The 18,704-nt window shown below is 37.8% G+C and carries 16 protein-coding genes and 2 tRNA genes; 4 read left to right on the forward strand and 14 right to left on the reverse strand.

Going from position 1 to position 18,704, the window contains the following annotated elements; genetic code table 11:
* Positions 1–284: 284 nt before the first annotated feature.
* From ESV24_RS04110 to ESV24_RS04140, 7 genes are all read right to left on the reverse strand, one after another.
* Positions 285–356: transfer RNA gene (locus tag ESV24_RS04110), tRNA-Arg, on the reverse strand.
* A gap of 75 nt (positions 357–431) precedes the next feature.
* A complete protein-coding gene (locus ESV24_RS04115; RefSeq protein WP_111815395.1) occupies positions 432–1,421 on the reverse strand; it encodes a DNA topoisomerase IB in 990 nt (329 codons plus the stop codon).
* A gap of 173 nt (positions 1,422–1,594) precedes the next feature.
* Positions 1,595–1,668: transfer RNA gene (locus tag ESV24_RS04120), tRNA-Asn, on the reverse strand.
* Positions 1,669–1,782: 114 nt separating this feature from the next.
* Positions 1,783–2,517: a tetratricopeptide repeat protein gene (locus ESV24_RS04125; protein ID WP_111815396.1), complete on the reverse strand. Its 735-nt coding sequence runs from the start codon at positions 2,515–2,517 to the stop codon at positions 1,783–1,785.
* A complete protein-coding gene (locus tag ESV24_RS04130; protein ID WP_111815397.1) occupies positions 2,504–3,091 on the reverse strand; it encodes an RNA polymerase sigma factor in 588 nt (195 codons plus the stop codon). Before ESV24_RS04130 ends, ESV24_RS04125 begins: the two co-directional genes overlap by 14 nt.
* 253 nt (positions 3,092–3,344) lie before the next feature.
* Positions 3,345–4,676: an RIP metalloprotease RseP gene (gene rseP, locus ESV24_RS04135; protein WP_111815398.1), complete on the reverse strand. Its 1,332-nt coding sequence runs from the start codon at positions 4,674–4,676 to the stop codon at positions 3,345–3,347.
* 274 nt (positions 4,677–4,950) lie between these two features.
* Positions 4,951–6,885 (reverse strand): M1 family metallopeptidase, encoded by a 1,935-nt coding sequence (locus tag ESV24_RS04140; RefSeq protein ID WP_111815399.1) that lies wholly within the window; start codon positions 6,883–6,885, stop codon positions 4,951–4,953.
* 180 nt (positions 6,886–7,065) lie between these two features.
* Here ESV24_RS04140 and ESV24_RS04145 point away from each other — a divergent pair, with 180 nt between their 5' ends.
* The 3 genes from ESV24_RS04145 (at position 7,066) to feoB (ending at position 10,172) form a co-directional block, all read left to right on the forward strand.
* Positions 7,066–7,731, forward strand: a complete 666-nt coding sequence (locus ESV24_RS04145; protein WP_111815400.1) for an SCO family protein — start codon at positions 7,066–7,068, stop codon at positions 7,729–7,731.
* Between the two features lie 107 nt (positions 7,732–7,838).
* Positions 7,839–8,066, forward strand: a complete 228-nt coding sequence (locus ESV24_RS04150) for a FeoA family protein (RefSeq protein WP_111815401.1) — start codon at positions 7,839–7,841, stop codon at positions 8,064–8,066.
* A 6-nt stretch (positions 8,067–8,072) separates the two neighbouring features.
* A complete protein-coding gene (gene feoB, locus ESV24_RS04155; protein ID WP_111815402.1) occupies positions 8,073–10,172 on the forward strand; it encodes a ferrous iron transport protein B in 2,100 nt (699 codons plus the stop codon).
* A gap of 423 nt (positions 10,173–10,595) precedes the next feature.
* Here the strand turns inward: feoB and ESV24_RS04165 are convergent, their stop codons facing one another.
* The 7 genes from ESV24_RS04165 to ESV24_RS04195 all read right to left on the reverse strand — a co-directional run bounded on the left by ESV24_RS04165 (position 10,596) and on the right by ESV24_RS04195 (position 16,290).
* On the reverse strand, positions 10,596–11,015 hold the full coding sequence (locus ESV24_RS04165; RefSeq protein WP_111815403.1) for a hypothetical protein: 420 nt from the start codon (positions 11,013–11,015) through the stop codon (positions 10,596–10,598).
* 93 nt (positions 11,016–11,108) lie between these two features.
* Positions 11,109–12,269 (reverse strand): metal ABC transporter permease, encoded by a 1,161-nt coding sequence (locus ESV24_RS04170; protein WP_111815404.1) that lies wholly within the window; start codon positions 12,267–12,269, stop codon positions 11,109–11,111.
* On the reverse strand, positions 12,262–13,386 hold the full coding sequence (locus ESV24_RS04175) for a metal ABC transporter permease (protein ID WP_111815405.1): 1,125 nt from the start codon (positions 13,384–13,386) through the stop codon (positions 12,262–12,264). Before ESV24_RS04175 ends, ESV24_RS04170 begins: the two co-directional genes overlap by 8 nt.
* Before the next feature lie 59 nt (positions 13,387–13,445).
* Positions 13,446–13,664: a four helix bundle protein gene (locus tag ESV24_RS15485; protein WP_235003996.1), complete on the reverse strand. Its 219-nt coding sequence runs from the start codon at positions 13,662–13,664 to the stop codon at positions 13,446–13,448.
* A gap of 219 nt (positions 13,665–13,883) precedes the next feature.
* A complete protein-coding gene (locus ESV24_RS04185; protein WP_111815406.1) occupies positions 13,884–14,624 on the reverse strand; it encodes a metal ABC transporter ATP-binding protein in 741 nt (246 codons plus the stop codon).
* Positions 14,625–14,642: 18 nt separating this feature from the next.
* A complete protein-coding gene (locus ESV24_RS04190; protein ID WP_111815407.1) occupies positions 14,643–15,548 on the reverse strand; it encodes a metal ABC transporter solute-binding protein, Zn/Mn family in 906 nt (301 codons plus the stop codon).
* Positions 15,549–15,636: 88 nt separating this feature from the next.
* A complete protein-coding gene (locus ESV24_RS04195) occupies positions 15,637–16,290 on the reverse strand; it encodes a metal-dependent transcriptional regulator (protein WP_200829519.1) in 654 nt (217 codons plus the stop codon).
* Positions 16,291–16,392: 102 nt separating this feature from the next.
* Here ESV24_RS04195 and ESV24_RS04200 point away from each other — a divergent pair, with 102 nt between their 5' ends.
* On the forward strand, positions 16,393–18,699 hold the full coding sequence (locus ESV24_RS04200) for a TonB-dependent receptor (protein WP_111815408.1): 2,307 nt from the start codon (positions 16,393–16,395) through the stop codon (positions 18,697–18,699).
* Positions 18,700–18,704 lie beyond the last annotated feature (5 nt).

Below are 18,704 nucleotides of genomic sequence, written 5' to 3' on the forward strand. Positions count from 1 at the left end.
TATATAAACTTATAAATTAAGTGAAATAAAACTTGAAGCTCCTTAAAGTTATTATAAAAAATTTTTGAAACCTTGAGTGCCCAATGGTTTTGGAAAAATTGAATATTGTATTGTAGCCTCACCAAGAATTCCTTCGGCTTCGCTCGGGATAAACTTCTCTTCTTGATTCGTAGCCTCACCAAGAATTCCTTCGGCTTCGCTCGGGATAAACTTCTCTTCTTGATTCGTAGCCTCACCAAGAATTCCTTCGGCTTCGCTCGGGATAAACTTCTCTTCTTGATTCGTAGCCTCACCAAGAATCGAACTTGGATCTAAAGTTTAGGAAACTTCTATTCTATCCGTTGAACTATGAGGCCTTTAATAGGGATCCCCAAATTTAACTATTTATAAATGATTGCAAAGAGCCAAGCCTGCTCAAAATAATGCATCAATTATTTCTTTTTTAAACGGTTGCGAAGCATGCACAAAACTCCAACTTCTTCTTTTGATAGATTTTCTGCTTTTTTAAGCAATTGGTTTATTTCCTTTTCAAAATACTTCAGGGTTCGTCCTTTTGTATAATCTTCTATAATTCGTGGATCAATATAAGAACCTCGCGCAACTGAAGGAGTGTTGCCCAACCTTTCCGATACAAGGTTTACTGCTTCTTTAATGTTTTTGTCCAATATCTCTTGGTCTTTTTTGTCCACCACTCCAAGCTCATCCAGAGCTATTGCAGCAATCATAGTTCCGGCCCAGGTTCTAAAATCTTTTGCGGAAAATTCATCACCTATTATCTCGTGTATGTAGGTGTTGAGATCATCACTTTTTACGTCAACAATATTGTCGTCTTCATCCAAATATTTGAAAATTTCATAACCTGGCATATCATCTATTTCCTGAACAATTTTAGCCAATTTTTTATCCACGATATGCTTTTCCTGATCTTGTCCAGATTTTCCGTTGTAAGTAAAGATGAGTTCATCGCCATTAATTGTAAGGTGCTTGCTGCGCATAGTTGTTAATCCGTAGGTAGCATTTTCTTTTGAATAAGCTTCGCTGCCTGGCCGAAAGAAAGCAGACTCTAACAAACGAACCATCGTGGCCATAACTTTTTCGCGGTTTAGTTTACGTTTGCGCAAGTGTTGCCCGGTAACACGCCGCATATGTTCCAGTTGATTTGCAAAATCAATAATTCGGTCAAATTTTTTAGCGTTCTGGCGCTCTGTGTAGTTGGGATGGTAAATGTATTGCTTGCGATCTTTATCATCTCTTCCCGTCACCAAAAGATCTTCTTTTCTATTTTCATTTATTTCCACATCGGTCCATGCTGGTGGAATGACTAGCGATTTTATCCACTTTCGAATTTCTTCATTTTTGATAATCTTGCCATTTTTGTCTTTATAGGTAAACCCTTTACCGTGTTTCTTTCTTTGGTACATCGCTTTTTTTTGAAATAAAAATAAAACAAAAATTTTATTCTTGGCAGAAACCGTTTTCTTTTAAAGGATTATGGTTTGAAAACTTATAGCATGGAGAGAAATGTTTGACCTATATTTTACCTGCGTAAAACACAAAAGCCTCCACATTTCTGTGAAGGCTCGTATTCATTCTGCTCCTCCTCTTGGGCTCGAACCAAGGACCCTCTGATTAACAGTCAGATGCTCTAACCAACTGAGCTAAGGAGGAATTTTGCGTTAGCGGTTGCAAATATACCTATTTTTTGATTCCATCAAAATAAAACTTGAAACTTTATCAATTTTGTTTTTCGGGATTTATTATGGCTTGTAGATTTTGAATTGCTTATAGCCCATCCAACTCTTTGAGTAGTACAATATTTGAAGAAGATTCGCTATTCTCAAGAACTGCTTTGGCTTCGTCTACCTTGTTTCCTTTTAAAAGAGAAAGCGCCAAATAATAACTTATTTCTTCTGAAAAAGCACTATTCGGTTTTGTTTTGGCCAATTGTAGATATTTTTCCGCTTGGCGTGGATTGCCGTTGGCTAAGTTTGCAACCCCAAGAAAATATATCAATGTGTCGTTCTCAGGATTTGCGGCGTAAAGAGGTTCCCAACGACTGATAGCTTCTTTATATTCCTTGCGTTTATAATTTACCATTCCATGATAAAACTCGTAATCTGAAGAAGTGCCCATGGTTGTGGGTAGTCCTGGGTCTGGTTTAAAATTAGAAGCAAACACCTTCTCCGGCGAGTTTCCATTACTTAGAACAGCCCATGTACTTACACTTATTAAGACTAAAATAGAAGCGGCAAGTGCCAACCAACCACGGGATAACCATTTTTTTTCTGGCTCATCTGCAATTTCTGAGTGAAAATCATTCAACGAATGTTTTAGATTGATTTCTTCCACACCTTGCATAAGTGCTTTTTGCCCCATCACGTTTTTACGAAAATCTGGGTAGATATTCATCTGTTTCTCGAATTCTGCTAGTTGATGCGCATCTAGGTTGCCGAGCAAGTATGTATCAATAAGCTCCTGTGTTTCTTGTGTATTATCTATGTTGTTATTTGGTTCCATTAGGGATAATTTGGGTCATTTTTCGCAATTGTTCTTGGCAACGATATTTTGCGTTGCGCGCGGAGGCTTCATCCATCGACATAATTTGAGCTATTTCTTTGTATTGTTTTCGTTCAAAATAGAACAGTTTCAGCAAGGTTTGGCAGCGTTCACCAAGATTGCCTATGCAGTCCATTATTAATTTAATTTTCTGGCTTTTATTTTCTTCAATTTCAATTTCCGGTTCTTCGTATTCTATATCGCGATTTATAAATGTGGTGTTCTTGTATTTAACGGAACGCACATGGTCCAACCATTTGTATTTCGCAATCTGAAAAAGATATCCGTTTATAGCTGTATCACTTTCGGCGGCAAACCGGTCATTTTTAATGTTTCGCCACATTGCTACAAATGCTTCTTGGTAAACATCTTTTGCCTGCTGCTCGCTGCCACTGTTTTTAACTACATAGCGCTTCACTTTCGTAAAGTTGGTTTTATACAAATTTTTTAAAGTGGCAGCATCATTTTTTTTAATGAGTACTACTGTTTCGTTAAATGGCAAATCGTTGAATTTTTGGTCGCTACTTTTCTGCATCGGTTATAAAACAATACAGAAAGATACAATTTATCTGTAATCGTTTTAATTTTTTTGAACAACTTAAGCTAAACGGATATCTTTTTCGTTCAAATGAACTATTCCATTTCTTTAATATTGTGCAAAAAGCCGAATTATAGACTTCGCCATTTTAAACACATCGGAAGGGGAACTGATATGTCATCAAAATTTTCAAAAAAAATACTTCGGTTGTGTTTCCGAAGTATTTTTTAAAAGGATAATCTATATTGGTTTACTCAAACAGCCAGCGATAAATATCGTTTCCGTTGGCAAAGAGCACTAAAGCGATTAAAATAAAAAAGCCTACCATTTGGGCGTATTCCATAAACTTATCATTCGGTTTGCGGCCTGTTACAATTTCATAAAGAAGAAACATTACGTGACCACCGTCTAGAGCTGGAATTGGTAGAATATTCATAAATGCCAAGATGATTGAAATTAATGCCGTGGTTGCCCAAAAACTCTGCCAGTCCCAGACGCCAGGAAAAAGATTCCCAATGGCTCCAAAACCACCAACTTTGGTCGCTCCTTCTTTTGTGAAAACGTATTTGAACTGCGCTATATAATCTTTTAGAGTATTATAACCGTAGCCAATACCACCAACTATGCTTTCCCCAACTGTATAATTTATTTTTGTTTTACCTAATTGCGAATTTAATTTTTCAGTAGAGAACCAAACCCCTAACTGTCCTTCTTCATTAGGAGTGATATTTAAAGTGTCTTGTGTATTCCCTCTTAAAATAACAATCTCCTTTTCAGAACTCAGATTCTTGTCGAGAATACTTTGTAATTCATCACGATATTGAATGGTTTTGCCATTTATAGCAATAATCTTGTCGGATACTAACACTCCAGCCTTTTCAGCTGGACTATCTGAATTTACAGAATCAATAACTATTTCCTGTCTGGGAGTAAAGGCAGGCATAATACCACTTTGGAACATTTTTGAGCCTGCATCTTCTGGAACTTGAATAGTCTCGATATTGCCATCAGCATGTTTTACTTCTACTTTTGAAACATCGCGGACAAAAATATAACGGTTTATTTCTAGCACATCGTCTAAAGGCTCTCCATTGATATTTAAAATCTGATCGCCATCTTGAAAACCGTATTCTTTGAATTGCTCGGTAACCGCAAAACCTTGTGGCATATCTTCATTAGTGGTAATATTTCTTCCGTAGAAATAAAGAATTCCCATGTAGATAACGAAACCAACAATAATATTCACAGTAACTCCACCAAGCATAATTATTAATCGTTGCCAAGCTGGTTTGCTACGGAATTCCCAAGGTTGGGGTGGTTGCGCCATTTGCTCCTTATCCATGCTCTCGTCTATCATTCCGGCTATTTTTATATAACCGCCCAATGGTAGCCAGCCTATTCCGTAAACGGTTTCGCCTATTTTCTTTTTAAAGAGTGAAAACTTTACATCAAAGAAAAGATAGAATTTTTCAACCCTTGTTTTAAATAGTTTTGCGGGAATAAAATGCCCCAACTCGTGGAGCACGATTAATATAGATAAGCTTAATAGGAGCTGGATAGCTTTAACAACAAATGGAGTCATAGTTTTGTATATAGATATTTATTTTTAGGCTCGATCAAACAAAATATATTACCAAAATCGACCCTAAAACAATTTTGTTTGCCATACTTGGGCTGCGCTTAATAAGCAGCAGTTTCAGCAAAAAATCGCACAAAAGTAATCTTTTAGAACTTGCAAAAAAAATAAGCGGGTGTGTTCCCGCTTATTTATGTTTTCTTTGTGGTTCAAGTTGAAAAAAATTGCCACAAATTCACGAATGTTTTTATGTAATTATTCGTGAATTTGTGGCAAAAACTTATTCCTTCACAACTGTTTTGTTGATAATGCCTTCTGAAGTTTCTATTTTGAAGAATAAAATTCCTATTGAAAATTTTGAGACATCTACGGTTTCTGAATACATTGAAGAATACAGCAACTGCCCCAAAGCATTGTAAATTTCAATGTTTTTAATCTCCAATGATTCCGGCTTTTGAATATTAATCACGCTCGATGTAGGATTGGGATAAAAAACAATTTTCTCCTCTACAAAAAAGTCTCCCGTGCCCAGAGTTACATTGTTGTTTCGTGAAATTATGTCATAATCCGGATCAAACTGTACACTCTGTACCGTAAAGCCTACAGCGGGCTGAAAGGCTTGATTGTTTACTGTATTGTCCAGCCAAATATCTAAGGTTTCTCCCTGTGTGCCATTTATCCTTAAAGGAACAGGGACTTCAAAAAATGAAACCGAAGAATTGCTTTGGGTCTGCGAAATTTTCACATTCACGGTCGCAGGACCACCGGCTTGATTCCAGCTAATGTTATAGCTGGGGTAGCCTTCTCCATAAATCCAATCGTTGAAAAATTCTGAAAGATCCTCACCGCTTGCAGCCTCCATATTCCTGATAAGGTCACCAGTTTTTGCGTAACCGTAAGATAGGGCAGGGTCTGCCAAATAATCTTTCAAGCCTTGAAAGAAAACAGCATCGCCCAATTTTTTGCGAAGCATATGCAGCACCATAGCACCTTTATTATAGCTCAATCTACTACTAAAAATTCGGTTTACGGAAGTAGTGTCCTGAGCAGGAATATAAACCGATCCGTTTGGAGAATCTGTAATAGAACCTATTTTGTCTTGTTTCCAAGACCTAAAGTCTGTACTACCGTCAAAATCTTCTATCACCAATCCGGACAGGTATGTGGCAAAGCCTTCGTTTAACCATATATCCTGCCAGCTGCCACAGGTAACCTTATCGCCGAACCATTGGTGCCCAAGTTCATGGGCGATCAATCCGCGACCAAGACTTCCCATAAAGGAAACGGTAGTGTGTTCCATACCGCCGCCCCAGCCAAATTGTGCGTGGCCGTATTTTTCGTTGGCGTAAGGGTAGGGTTCAAACAGGTCTGCATACAGGTTCATAATATCTACGGTAACCGGTGTGCGGGCTTGAGCGTAGGAAAGGTCTTCAGGATAAATGTAGTTAACTATTTCAAAAGGGTTCCCATTGTTGTCCACGGTGTGCGAATAAACCGTATAATTGGTAACTGCAATGGCAATCAAATATGCGGGAATAGGATATTGGTGTCTATAATGTGTGGTTTTATTGCTTCCGTTAATTGTTTGGCCTATTTCTAAACCGTTTGAAACGGCCACATATTCTTCATTTGAAGGATTGAATTGTGGGGTTGTAATATAAACATCAATCACGTCAATCTTGTCATTCAGATCTTGCTTGCACGGCCACCAAGCTTTTGCGCCAAAAGGCTCCGAAAGCGTCCACATAACGGGATCGCCATTATGGGTGTCTGTTTCAAAAGAACCAAAACCAGAGCTAACGGGATTACCGGAATAACTTACAGACAATGAATCTAAAACGCCTTGCGCTTGAATTTGCGGAAGGTTTATTACAACCTCATCATCGTTATTTTGGGTAAAACTAAGCGGAGTGCCACGTTGGGTAACTTGGGAAACCGTCATATTATCCACAAGTTCAAAAGTTATGGTGTTTAAGTTTTCCTTCGCCACGAAATGTGAAGTTACTTTTCCGGTAATAAATGCTTGCGCCGGATTTACGGTAAACTCTAACCTGTGGTATTTAAGGTCATAATTTCCTGTGTTCAAGTTTACAGGTTTTCCAAACCAGCCCGTTGCGGCTTTTGCTTCAGCTTCGCTGATGTCTTCTGATTGAAAATTTTGGGAAAAGGATAAAAAGGAAATTAAAATTAAAAAGGGAAGTACTAGTGTTTTCATTGGAGAATTTTTTTTATTGTGATTTAGTTAAAAATCATTTGACCAATCTTGAGGACTAAAAAGAATAAATCAAAAAGAATTGTTTAACCTTGAAATTTGCATGTTAAATGTATTCATTTAGATAGTTTTAGAACTTATTTTTGCAGCCAAATATGTGTCTTCAGTCTAAAATTTAACGCAATGTTTACCTTCTTTAAGAAATATAAATTCTTCGCTGTTGTTTTGATTATTCTTTCAGCAATAATTATTAGCATTATCTATCAAATAATGAAGCCTAAAGAGGTGCTGAAGATCTATCAACCGGCAGACGTTTCAACAGAACTTGTTGACAGTACGCTTCATTATGTAAAAAAGTACCACACCATTGCGGATTTTAGTCTTATTAATCAAAACGGAAAAACCATCACCCAAAATGATTACAAAGATAAAATCTACGTGGCGGACTTTTTCTTCACCACCTGCCAAACCATTTGTCCTATAATGACGGACCATATGGTGAAAATTCAGAATGAGTTGAAAAATGATAATGAGGTTCTTCTGCTTTCGCACACTGTCACTCCTGAAATAGACTCTGTTGCACAACTTAAAAAATACGCTTTGGAAAAAGGTGTGGACGATGCCAAATGGAACTTGGTAACTGGAGATAAAAGAGAAATTTATGACCTCGCCAGAAAATCATACTTGGCAGCGAAAGATGTACCATTCCAGGTTAACGATCTCGTACATACCGAAAACTTCGTATTGGTAGATAAAAAGAAGCGTATCCGCGGCTTTTATGACGGCACTGATTCTGAGTCCATTGAAAAATTATTGGCAGATATAAAAATATTGCAACAGGAAGATTAGCTTCTAAAAACGTGATTATTTTTTAGATTCAAAAAATCTCAAAAGGTCTTCTCCCACGTCCTTTTTTTCCTTTACTTTTGCCTTGTTTAAAATCAATCTAAATAAAAATGGCCATTACGATCGCTTCCTTAAAAAAAGGACAAAGAGGCATTATCAAGGAATTTTCGGTAGACGTTGTTCCGTTGAAACTTTTGGAGATGGGCTGTCTGCCCGGCAATGAGGTTGCATTGGTTCAGTTGGCCCCATTTAACGATCCTTTGTATTTAAACATCAATGGCAGCCATCTCGCTATACGAAGAGAAACGGCTTGTATGATTGAAATTGAATTGATATAATTAGTAATGGCGAAGCACATAAACGTTGCACTTATTGGAAACCCAAACACCGGAAAAACCTCTGTGTTTAATAGGTTAACAGGGCTGAACCAAAAAGTAGGAAACTATCCCGGCATTACTGTTGAAAAAAAGCAGGGAACCTGCAAATTCGGCCGCGCCTGCAAAGTTCACATTCTTGATTTACCGGGTACCTATAGCTTAAATGCCTCTTCGCTAGACGAAAATGTGGTTATTGAATTGCTGCTCAATAAAAACGATAAAGACTTTCCCGATGTAGCCGTAGTGGTTGCCGATGTAGAAAATCTAAAACGAAATCTGCTGCTTTTCACACAAATAAAAGATTTGGGCATTCCTGCAATTCTTGCCATAAATATGTCTGACAGGATGAAACGGAAGGCAATTTCGCTAGATATTCCATTGTTGGAAGAAAAACTGCAGACCAAAATTGCACTTATAAGCTCACGAAAAAACCTTGGGTTTGATAACTTAAAGGAATTGATTGAAAACTACAATCAACTTTCTACTAAGCCTTGTATGAACGCTTCTAGTATTTCTCCGGAATATTTTGACCGTTTGCGAAAAGCATTTCCAAATCAAGATTTGTATAAATTGTGGTTGGTGATTACACAGGATGTTAATTTTGGCAAACTGGACCGAAATGAATTGAAAGGTGTAGCCTCTTTTAAGACGGAATCCGTTAGCAACCTGAAACGGCTGCAGCAAAAAGAAACCATTACACGCTATCAGTTTATAAACGAAACTTTAAAGCAAACCCTTCACATAGATACTGAAAATGCCAAAGATCTAAGGAGCCGTTTGGATAGAGTTTTGACCCACAAAGTTTGGGGTTATGTTATTTTCTTCGGAATTTTATTACTCATTTTCCAAGCTATTTTTGATTGGAGTGCCTACCCGATGGATTTCATAGATAGCACCTTTGCTTCTTTGAGCGAATGGACAAAAAATACAATGCCAGTTGGCGATTTTACAAATTTGATAGCCGAAGGAATTATTCCAGGTTTGGGTGGAATCGTGATATTTATACCTCAGATCGCTTTTCTTTTTCTTTTCATTTCCATTTTGGAAGAAACGGGCTATATGAGTCGCGTGGTTTTTTTGATGGACCGCGTGATGCGGCGTTTTGGCCTTAGCGGAAAAAGCGTTGTGCCACTTGTGGCGGGAACAGCCTGCGCCATTCCTGCTATTATGGCCACTCGTAATATTGAAAACTGGAAGGAAAGATTAATAACTATTTTAGTCACGCCTTTTACTACTTGCTCTGCACGCTTACCGGTTTATTTGATAATAATAGCTTTAGTAATTCCAGATACCCGTGTTTTGGGAATCTTCAGTTTGCAGGGGCTTACGCTAATGTTTATGTATGTTTTAGGCTTTGGAGCCGCAATCATTTCTGCCTATTTGCTGGATAAAGTCTTAAAGATCCGTTCCAAAAGTTTCTTTGTGGTTGAAATGCCCAACTACAAACTTCCATTACCTAAAAACGTTATTATTACAGTGATTGAAAAAACCAAAGCTTTTGTTTTTGGAGCAGGAAAAATCATTCTTGCCATTTCAATTATTCTTTGGGTATTAGCTTCTTACGGCCCTGGAAATTTCAACAATGCAGAAGAAATTATACAAGCGCAATACGCTTCGCAAAATCTTTCAGAAGAAGAAATTGAGATGCACATAGATTCCTATAAGTTGGAACATTCATACATTGGTCACATTGGCCATGCGATAGAACCTGCGGTAAGACCGTTGGGTTACGACTGGAAAATAGGGATTGCGCTAGTGAGCTCCTTTGCAGCGCGTGAAGTTTTTGTAGGAACCCTCGCTACCATTTACAGCGTTGGCAGTGACGATGAGCAGACTATTAAAAACAGAATGGCGGCTGAGGTTAATCCCGTTTTGGGCGGACCGTTGTTTAATTTTGCCAGCGGGGTTTCACTATTGTTGTTTTATGCTTTCGCAATGCAATGCATGAGTACGCTCGCCATTGTAAAGCGCGAAACCAATAGCTGGAAATGGCCAATGTGGCAATTATTCGTAATGACTGCTATAGCCTATGTTGTGGCCTTGGCAGCGTATCAATTTTTGAAGTAGAATAAATGTAGAATAAACATCTTTTTGTTATGCAAACAATATTAGTCTTGATAACCTTCGCATTCGCAGTATTCTTTATGATCACGAAGTTTGTTTGGAATCCTTTTAAAACGAGTAAAACATCAAATAAGCCTGGTGACCATTCAGACTGCGGCAATTGTAGTTTGCATTAATTATTTTGAAGAACAAATCATCGGCTCGTGCTCGCTTTTTAGGGATTTTCTTCGCTTGCGTTTTGAGCAGTATTTAAGTATCTTTGCGCTATGCAAACAATATTGGTTTTAATAACGTTTTCTATAGCTGCAGGCTTTTTGCTAAAAAAGTTTGTGTGGAATCCTATTTTTGAAGCACGTCAAAATTCAAGTGGCACGCTAGATGGAGGGAAAACCAAATGTGGCAAGAAAGATTGCGGCTGCCACTAGTCTAATTAATGTTTTTCTCTTCACAAATCAACAATACGTAATTTACATCTTTTCCAGAATTTGTTGAAGTTGGATAAGGTTTCAAAGCCAATCCATTGATAGCAAATTTAGCTGAACTATATAAATTAGTATTTTTTTCCTCGCCAGGCTTTACTTCACCAAAAGTTAATAGTTTTTGTTCAGTTGTTCCGTTTGTGGTTACTTCAGCTTTTACAATGGCACGGCCTGCCCAAATACATGTTACGCCCTCTGGGCAACGGGAATCTTCCACCACTTCCAAAAATTTTATGGAAATACCTTTCAAAACTACAGTTTCACCTTTTGGAACTTTCACGGCAATTTTAGGAGCCTCAGCGGAATCTTCCTGCCCAAAGGCAAAAGTTGAAAAAAGAATTATTATTGCTAAAAGTGAATTTTTCATAATGTAAGTTTTTTTTCAATTTTAAAGATACTATAAAAAATAGTGCCATAAAATTGGTAATTCAAAATCTAATAAATTTCAAAACAATCTATCTTATCCTCGGAAAAGGAAAAAATCCTCTTTCATCGGCTCAATCTTTTCATCTTTATTGTTGATGATATAATCTAGCGATTTCTCGGTAAAAGTTAATCCTTTGGTAGTTAGAGAAACCACATCATTTTTTATTTTTACAAGGTTGTTCTTTTCAGCTAAATCCAATACAGTTCTGGCCCGAACTTCACGCCAATTAATATGCTCCTGCAGGTGGTTTATGTGTCTTTCCCTTTCTTCTTCATGACGGTTTAAATGAAGCAGAAAAGTGATTAGGGAAACTTCTATTTTCTGTTGCTTTTGACGATATAATACGGATATGAGTCCTTTTTTGGGAGCGAATAAATACACAATTAGAAAAATCACTCCCAGTGTTGTTGCAATAGATCCAGAGATAGAAGCATCCAAAAAATTTGCAAGCCAATATCCTGCAATGGCAGAAACAACACTAAATAATAAAGAAAGAGCAATCATTTTTTTGAGATCTTCAGTGAGCAGATAAGCAGTCGCGGCGGGCGCAATCATTAAAGCTACAACGAGTATTGCTCCCACGGCATCAAAAGCGCCAACGACAGTTATGGAAGAAATTGACATTAATCCATAGTGCATAATTACAGGCGAAATACCAATTGCCGAGGAAAGGCCCGCATCAAAAGTGCTAACTTTTAATTCTTTGAAAAATAGTAATAATAGGCTGATAGTAATCAATAAAATGCTCCCCATTACCCAAAGGGATTTTGGTCCCCAATCTGCACCTCCAACCATCAATCTATCAAAAGGGGCGAACGCGAGCTCTCCGAGAAGAACAGCATCAACGTCCAAATGCACATCGTTTGCATTTTTGGCAATAAGTATAACGCCTATGCTGAACAAAACTGGAAAAACCAATCCTATTGCTGTGTCTTCCTTTACTAGTCCTGTTTTTTGGATAAACTCTACCAAAACGACAGTGATAACACCCGTTAAGGCAGCCAAAAGAATAAGTAGTGGAGAGTTTAAATCTTGTGTTACAAAAAACCCGATTACAATACCTGGCAAAATTGCGTGACTAATAGCATCGCTTATTAAAGCCATTTTGCGGAGCACCAAAAACACACCCGGAATGGCGCAGGCCATGGCCACAATGGCTGCAATTAGCTGTATTTCAATTTGTGGACTACTCATTAACGGTTTTTTGATTATACATTTCCTGTGCTTGTTTAAATCCTTTTGGCGTCATTGCCCATTGCTGTCCGTGAATCGCTATCCAACCTTCATTCTCTAATTTTTTTAATGAACTCTTCGTAAATCCATGAAAGTTATTCAAAATACGAATAGCGTGTGGATGCGAAATATTTTCATGGTCTTGCGCAATTCCATACATAAACTGAAGGGTTTTCATCAGTTTCAGATCTGTTCGGTTTTTACGAAACCGTATTTCACGAAACAGAAGTCCTCTTTTAGGAGAAAATATAAAGGAAAATAATACGAAGACTCCCGCAACTAATACAATTACGGGTCCGGTAGAAAGATTGTTTTGGCTGGCACTTATAGCGGTGCCAAATACCCCTGAAAAAGCTCCAAATACCGCTGCCAGCAGTACCATTGTGCCTAAATTGTTGGTCCATTGCCGAGCTGCCGCTGCTGGCGCGAGCAGAATAGCGCTCATTAAAACAACACCTACGGTTTGCAATCCAAGCACGATGGCTAAAACAATTAAAAATGTAATAAGCACATCAATAAATTTTGTGTTGAAACCCAGTGTTTTTGTGTAGTCTGCATCAAAAAGGAGTATTTTGAATTCTTTCCAGAAAAGCAGCATTACAAAAAGTGAAATACCTGTCACGATAACCATCAACTTAACATCGCTTTCCACAAGTGTTGCGGCTTGGCCAAAAAGATATTTGTCCAATCCGGCTTGGTTAGCATTGGGTAGTTTTTGAATGAAAGTAAGCAGCAACATCCCAAAGCCGAAGAATATAGAAAGTATTAATCCCAGTGCGGTATCGCTTTTAAGATGTGTTTTTGAGGTAATTCCCCTTATCCAAAATGTGCCAACCAGACCACTAACCAAAGCTCCCAACAATAAAATTACAGAATCCTTCGCGCCAGTAATCAAAAAAGCTAAGGCAATACCCGGTAGTGCAGCGTGTGAAATTGCATCACCCAGCAAACTTTGTTTTCGAAGTACGGCAAAGCTGCCCAACATACCGCAAATAGCACCAAGAACCGCCGTTCCCAAAGTTATGGTGCGCAGAGTATAGTCTGACCAGAGTAAGTTGAAATATTCATTTATTGACATATTGTAGTCGGTAGTTTTTAGTCGTTAGACGGTGGGTCGCGGTAATTTATGATTTGGGTTTATTGAGATATTTTTTGGAGTGAAACTGTCATTTTTGCTAATTCAACAAGCTTTACGCGTGCATCTTTGTCATCTTCTTCTGTAATAAAACCTTGCCTTTTTGCGATTGTTGAGCATACCACACATTCTTTAGAAGAATTCCAAGCCATTTGCAGGTATCGGTTAAATTGCGCATCGGTATCAACCGCACCCTCTGCAATATTTAAAGGAATAGACACTGAAGCTCTTTTGTATTGTGATGTTAAACCATATAGCTCCTCTTTTGGAAACTTTTTTTGTTATAGAATAAACATCATCAACAAAATCCAACGATTTTTGATACACTGACAATTCTTCAAACTTAAATTTTGGGTTTTCCATGGTTGCTTCAATTTTAGTATTAATTTTCTAGCTTATCTAAATGCCTCTCTACGGACCACCAACTAAAGACTACCAAACTATTTATTAATTGCAACCTTATAATTTATTCCGTACGTTTTGGTTAAATTATCATCATTAAAAATTTCTTTTACGGGTCCTGTGGCTATTTTTTTCACATTTAAAAAAGTAACCCAATCAAAGTATTCCGGCACGGTCTGTAAATCGTGATGCACCACTACTACAGTTTTACCAGCTTTTCTCAATTCTTTTAAAATATTTATGATTGCAATCTCTGTTGTAGCGTCAACACCTTGAAAAGGCTCGTCCATCAAATAGATAGCTGCATCCTGTGCCAAGGCTCTTGCCAAAAATACTCGTTGCTGCTGCCCACCGCTCAATTGGCTTATTTGCCGATTTTTAAAAGCGAGCATTCCCACTTTTTCCATAGATTCCAAAGCAATCTTTTTTTCCTTTTGGCCGGGGCGTTTTATCCAGCCTAAGCTTCCGTAGGTACCCATCATAACCACATCTAGTGCGGTAGTTGGAAAATCCCAATCTACGCTTCCTTTCTGTGGGACGTATGCAACCATTTTTCGCTGTTTGGAATATGGTTTTCCATAAATTGAAACACTGCCCGCAATGGGTTTTATGATGCCTAAAATTGTTTTAATAAGCGTAGATTTACCAGCGCCGTTTGGTCCCACTATTGCCATCAAGACACCTTCCGGCACAGATAGGTCAATGTCCCAAAGAACAGGCTTATAATTATAAGCTACGGTAAGATCGTCTATTTGTACAGCCAGTTTTTGATTGTCCATTTGTTATTGTTTAAAGCCTTACTTAAGGGCATTTACAATAGTATTCATGTTATATTTAAACATTCCGATGTAAGTTCCTTCTTCAGTTCCTGGATTCCCTAGTGCGTCACTATAAAGGGAACCGCCAATCTCAACATTATGGTTCTTTGAAAGTACCGATTCTTGCAGCGCCTCAATAGTTCGCCTAGGTACAGAGCTTTCTACAAAAATGGCTTTAATGTTATTCTGTATTATGAATTCTGAAAGATTCTGAACGTCTTTTACGCCAGCTTCGGTTGCGGTAGAAATACCCTGTAGCCCCACAACGTTGAATCCGTAAGCTTTTCCGAAATAATTAAATGCATCATGGGCAGTAACCAAAATACGCTTTTCTTCCGGTAAGGTAGCTATAGTTGCTTTGATTTCACTTTCAAGGGAATCCAATTTTTCTTGATATTTTTTATTGTTTTCTGAATAGCTTTCTGCGTTCTTTGCATCTGCTTTTGAAAGCTCATCGGTAACAATTTGAGCAAACTGTTTAAAAAACTGAATGTTGAACCAAACGTGCGGATCGTAGTTTGATGCGAAATATTCCGAAGGTATCAACTCATCCTTGGGCAATCTATCGCCTAAAGAAACGGTGTTTTTTTTACCCTCCATTTTCTCAAAAATATCCACGAGCTTTCCTTCCAAATGGAGCCCTCCGTAAAAAATTATATCGGCCTCATAAAGTTTTGAAACGTCTCCTTCACTTGCTTTGTAGAGATGTGGGTCTACGCCGGCACCCATAAGGCCCTGTAAGGAAACGTGATCTCCACCAATTTCAGAAACTAAGTCTGTTATCATAGTTGTTGTAGTGACAACCTTAATTTTTCCATTATCTTCAGTGGCATTTTTACAGCTTAAAAACAGCATTACAAGACTTAAGATTATTAATTTTTTCATATTAATTTTTAGTTTTTGCCATTATGTTTTCAGCCGAAAAAATTGGTCATCTTTTTGTAATAGAAGTACAATCAAATTAATCGGGCTGCTAAATTGTTTGCACATATATATTTTCTGCGACAGTTTTTGAAATGAAAAATTGGTCATCAAATACCTGAATTATCATGGAACCATCAAAAAATTCCTTTCCAAGAACTGTTATTTTAGTGCCGATACTGACTTTCTTTTTATCTAAATACTGAAGAAATTCTGGACTCGATTCTTTTACACCAACACAAATGCCTTGTTGATTCTTTTCAATTTCAGAAAGCAGTTTTTTCTCTGTTCGCTTTAAAACCCCATGTTTATCCGGAATTGGATCGCCGTGCGGATCAAAATCTGGACTGCCCAAAAATTGGTCGAGTCGGGTTATAAGTTCTTCCGATTGAATGTGCTCCAACTGCTCGGCTATTTCATGTACCTCATCCCAATGAAAATTGAGCTTTTCTACCAAAAAAACTTCCCAAAGACGGTGTTTCCGTATTACACCTGCTGCAACTTTTCTGCCGGCTTCGGTCAAGGATACCCCTTTATAACGCTTGTATATCAAAAGTTTTTTTTCGGAAAGTTTCTGAACCATATCGGTTACAGAAGAAGGCTTTGTGTCCATTCTTTCCGCAATTGCATTGGTGCTGATTTCGCCAGCGGTTTCCAACTCTAGATGGAAGATTGCTTTTAGATAGTTTTCTTCGGCAAGTGTCATCATCAAATTTATGTTTATGCAAAGATATATTTTTTTATTTAAAAACATATTTTTAGATTTGCCTAAAAATATAATTACCTAGAACTAATAATATGTAATTTTATGAAATATTTTATTTACTTTTTTCTTTTTGCAATAACACTTGCTTCGGCCCAAAATAACAAAGCGAAAATTTCGGGAACGGTTTCTACTGAAGGCAAACCCATTCCATTTGCTAGCGTATATGTGAAAGGCGGAACAGATGGTGCCAGCGCTGATGTGGAAGGCAATTTTGAATTATCAATTGGTGCTGGAAAAGTGACCCTTGTTGCGCAGTCTCAGGGTTACCGGTCTGAAAGTATTTCTGTAACTGTTGCAAATGGCGAAACAAAAATTTTAAATTTTAGTCTTTCTGAAAGCAACGAAGAATTAGAACAAGTGGTAGTAACAGGTACACGAACTGAAAAACGCCGAATAGATTCACCCGTAATCGTGAACTTGATAAATAGCGAGACCTTGGAGCAAGTTGTAGCAACAGATCTTTCTGAAGGCTTGCGTTTTCAACCAGGTCTTAGAGTAGAAACGGACTGCCAAACTTGTAATTATACCCAGATTCGTATGAATGGCTTACAAGGTGGTTATTCACAAATCCTGATTAATGGTCGTTCCATTTTCAGTCCATTGACTGGTCTTTATGGCCTTCAACAAATTCCCGTGAACATGATTGAGCGAATTGAAGTGGTTCGAGGTGGGGTTTCTGCGCTGTATGGTTCTAGCGCTATTGGTGGAACGGTGAATGTAATCACTAAAATTCCGAAGAAAAATAATTACAGTTTAAGCTATATGTATGAAAATATTGATGGCGGTGCAGATCAAAATTTGATCAATGGAAATGCCACGGTTGTGAGTAAAGATTATAATGCCGGTGCAAATTTTTTCGTAAGTAATAGGAGAAAATCTGCCTATGATGCCAATGGCGATAATTTTTCTGAATTGCCAGAATTGAAAGGCAATTCCTTTGGAGTGAATGCTTTCTATCTGCCTACTGAAAATTCTAAATTGGAATTGAGTGCAAGCAGCCTTTACGAATATCGTTTTGGTGGTGAAATGGTTGATAAAGCTGCATTTTTAGCACAACAGTCTGAAGAGCGTACCCATAATGTGTTGATGGGAAGTTTGGATTATCAAGTAAACTTCAATGAAGATAAAAGTTCGCTTATTCTATATTATGGCGGTCAAAGAACTGATAGAGATCACTACACGGGCATAATTCCAAATGACGAAATTGAACAACAGGCCTTTTTTGCCGCACCACCTTATGGAGTTTCTGAAGTCACAACACACCAAGGTGGAGCGCAATTCAACAATAAATTCAATGAATTTTTGGGTGGAAAAACTGTTTTGACCGGAGGCGTGGAATATGTTTATGATGATGTTTTTGACGAAATTGAATCGTACAATTACCTAACCGATCAGACCACAAAAAACTTGGGCGCGTTTGTTCAAAATGATTGGGATATTACGGAAAGTCTGAATTTTCTTTCCGGTTTTAGGGTCGATAAGCACAACTTGGTAGCTAACGCTATTTTCAGCCCACGTCTTTCATTGCTTTACAAATTAAAGGAAACTACACAATTCCGATTAGGTTGGGGAACAGGTTTCCGCGCGCCACAAGCATTTGATACCGATTTGCACATTGCCTTTGCAGGTGGGGGTGTTTCGCGAATTTCACTTGCCGACACTTTATTCGAAGAAAAATCAAACAGTTTTACTGCTTCTGTAAATTATGATAGAGCTACCGAGCATTTTATTGCAGGTGTCACTTTGGAAGGCTTTTATACACATTTGAATGATGCATTTTACCTATTTCCTTTAGGTGAAGATGACTTTGGTGAACGTTTTGAAAAGCGAAACGGTAGCGGTGCAACAGTAAAAGGAATTACAATGGAAGCACGTGCTAACTTCGATTATGTTGTTGAAATTGATGCAGGTTTTACGTTTCAATCTAGTTTGTTTGATGATGCTGTGGAAAATATTAAGGGATTACCAGCAAAACGTGAATTTCTGCGAACGCCTAATAATTATGGGTACGCTACTTTAACCTATACACCCACAAAAAAATTAAGTGCGAGTGCAAATTTAGTTTACACAGGAGTAATGGACATAATTCACGTTGCTGGCGAAAATACGGGTCAGACTGTAGATGAATATTATAAAACACCAAGTTTTACAGAGCTCAGTCTGCGTGTGGGATACACATTTGATATTCCTAAAGTGAGCACTGGTTTAGAGCTATATGGTGGTGTAAAGAACGTAACCAATAGTTACCAAAACGATTTTGACATAGGGAAAAATCGTGATAGTAATTACATCTACGGTCCTAGCGCGCCAAGATCTGTCTTTGTTGGTTTAAAAATTCAATCACTTTAAAAAAA

The organism is Aequorivita lipolytica, assembly GCF_007997135.1.
Taxonomy (GTDB): domain Bacteria; phylum Bacteroidota; class Bacteroidia; order Flavobacteriales; family Flavobacteriaceae; genus Aequorivita; species Aequorivita lipolytica.

What these genes read in the sequence shown, in the direction of transcription:
- ESV24_RS04115 (WP_111815395.1), bottom strand. Translation starts at nt 1,421, where the DNA reads ATGTACCAAAGAAAGAAACACGGTAAAGGGTTTACCTATAAAGACAAA.
- ESV24_RS04125 (WP_111815396.1), bottom strand. Translation starts at nt 2,517, where the DNA reads ATGGAACCAAATAACAACATAGATAATACACAAGAAACACAGGAGCTT.
- ESV24_RS04130 (WP_111815397.1), bottom strand. Translation starts at nt 3,091, where the DNA reads ATGCAGAAAAGTAGCGACCAAAAATTCAACGATTTGCCATTTAACGAA.
- rseP (WP_111815398.1), bottom strand. Translation starts at nt 4,676, where the DNA reads ATGACTCCATTTGTTGTTAAAGCTATCCAGCTCCTATTAAGCTTATCT.
- ESV24_RS04140 (WP_111815399.1), bottom strand. Translation starts at nt 6,885, where the DNA reads ATGAAAACACTAGTACTTCCCTTTTTAATTTTAATTTCCTTTTTATCC.
- ESV24_RS04145 (WP_111815400.1), top strand. Translation starts at nt 7,066, where the DNA reads ATGTTTACCTTCTTTAAGAAATATAAATTCTTCGCTGTTGTTTTGATT.
- ESV24_RS04150 (WP_111815401.1), top strand. Translation starts at nt 7,839, where the DNA reads ATGGCCATTACGATCGCTTCCTTAAAAAAAGGACAAAGAGGCATTATC.
- feoB (WP_111815402.1), top strand. Translation starts at nt 8,073, where the DNA reads ATGGCGAAGCACATAAACGTTGCACTTATTGGAAACCCAAACACCGGA.
- ESV24_RS04165 (WP_111815403.1), bottom strand. Translation starts at nt 11,015, where the DNA reads ATGAAAAATTCACTTTTAGCAATAATAATTCTTTTTTCAACTTTTGCC.
- ESV24_RS04170 (WP_111815404.1), bottom strand. Translation starts at nt 12,269, where the DNA reads ATGAGTAGTCCACAAATTGAAATACAGCTAATTGCAGCCATTGTGGCC.
- ESV24_RS04175 (WP_111815405.1), bottom strand. Translation starts at nt 13,386, where the DNA reads ATGTCAATAAATGAATATTTCAACTTACTCTGGTCAGACTATACTCTG.
- ESV24_RS04185 (WP_111815406.1), bottom strand. Translation starts at nt 14,624, where the DNA reads ATGGACAATCAAAAACTGGCTGTACAAATAGACGATCTTACCGTAGCT.
- ESV24_RS04190 (WP_111815407.1), bottom strand. Translation starts at nt 15,548, where the DNA reads ATGAAAAAATTAATAATCTTAAGTCTTGTAATGCTGTTTTTAAGCTGT.
- ESV24_RS04195 (WP_200829519.1), bottom strand. Translation starts at nt 16,290, where the DNA reads ATGACACTTGCCGAAGAAAACTATCTAAAAGCAATCTTCCATCTAGAG.
- ESV24_RS04200 (WP_111815408.1), top strand. Translation starts at nt 16,393, where the DNA reads ATGAAATATTTTATTTACTTTTTTCTTTTTGCAATAACACTTGCTTCG.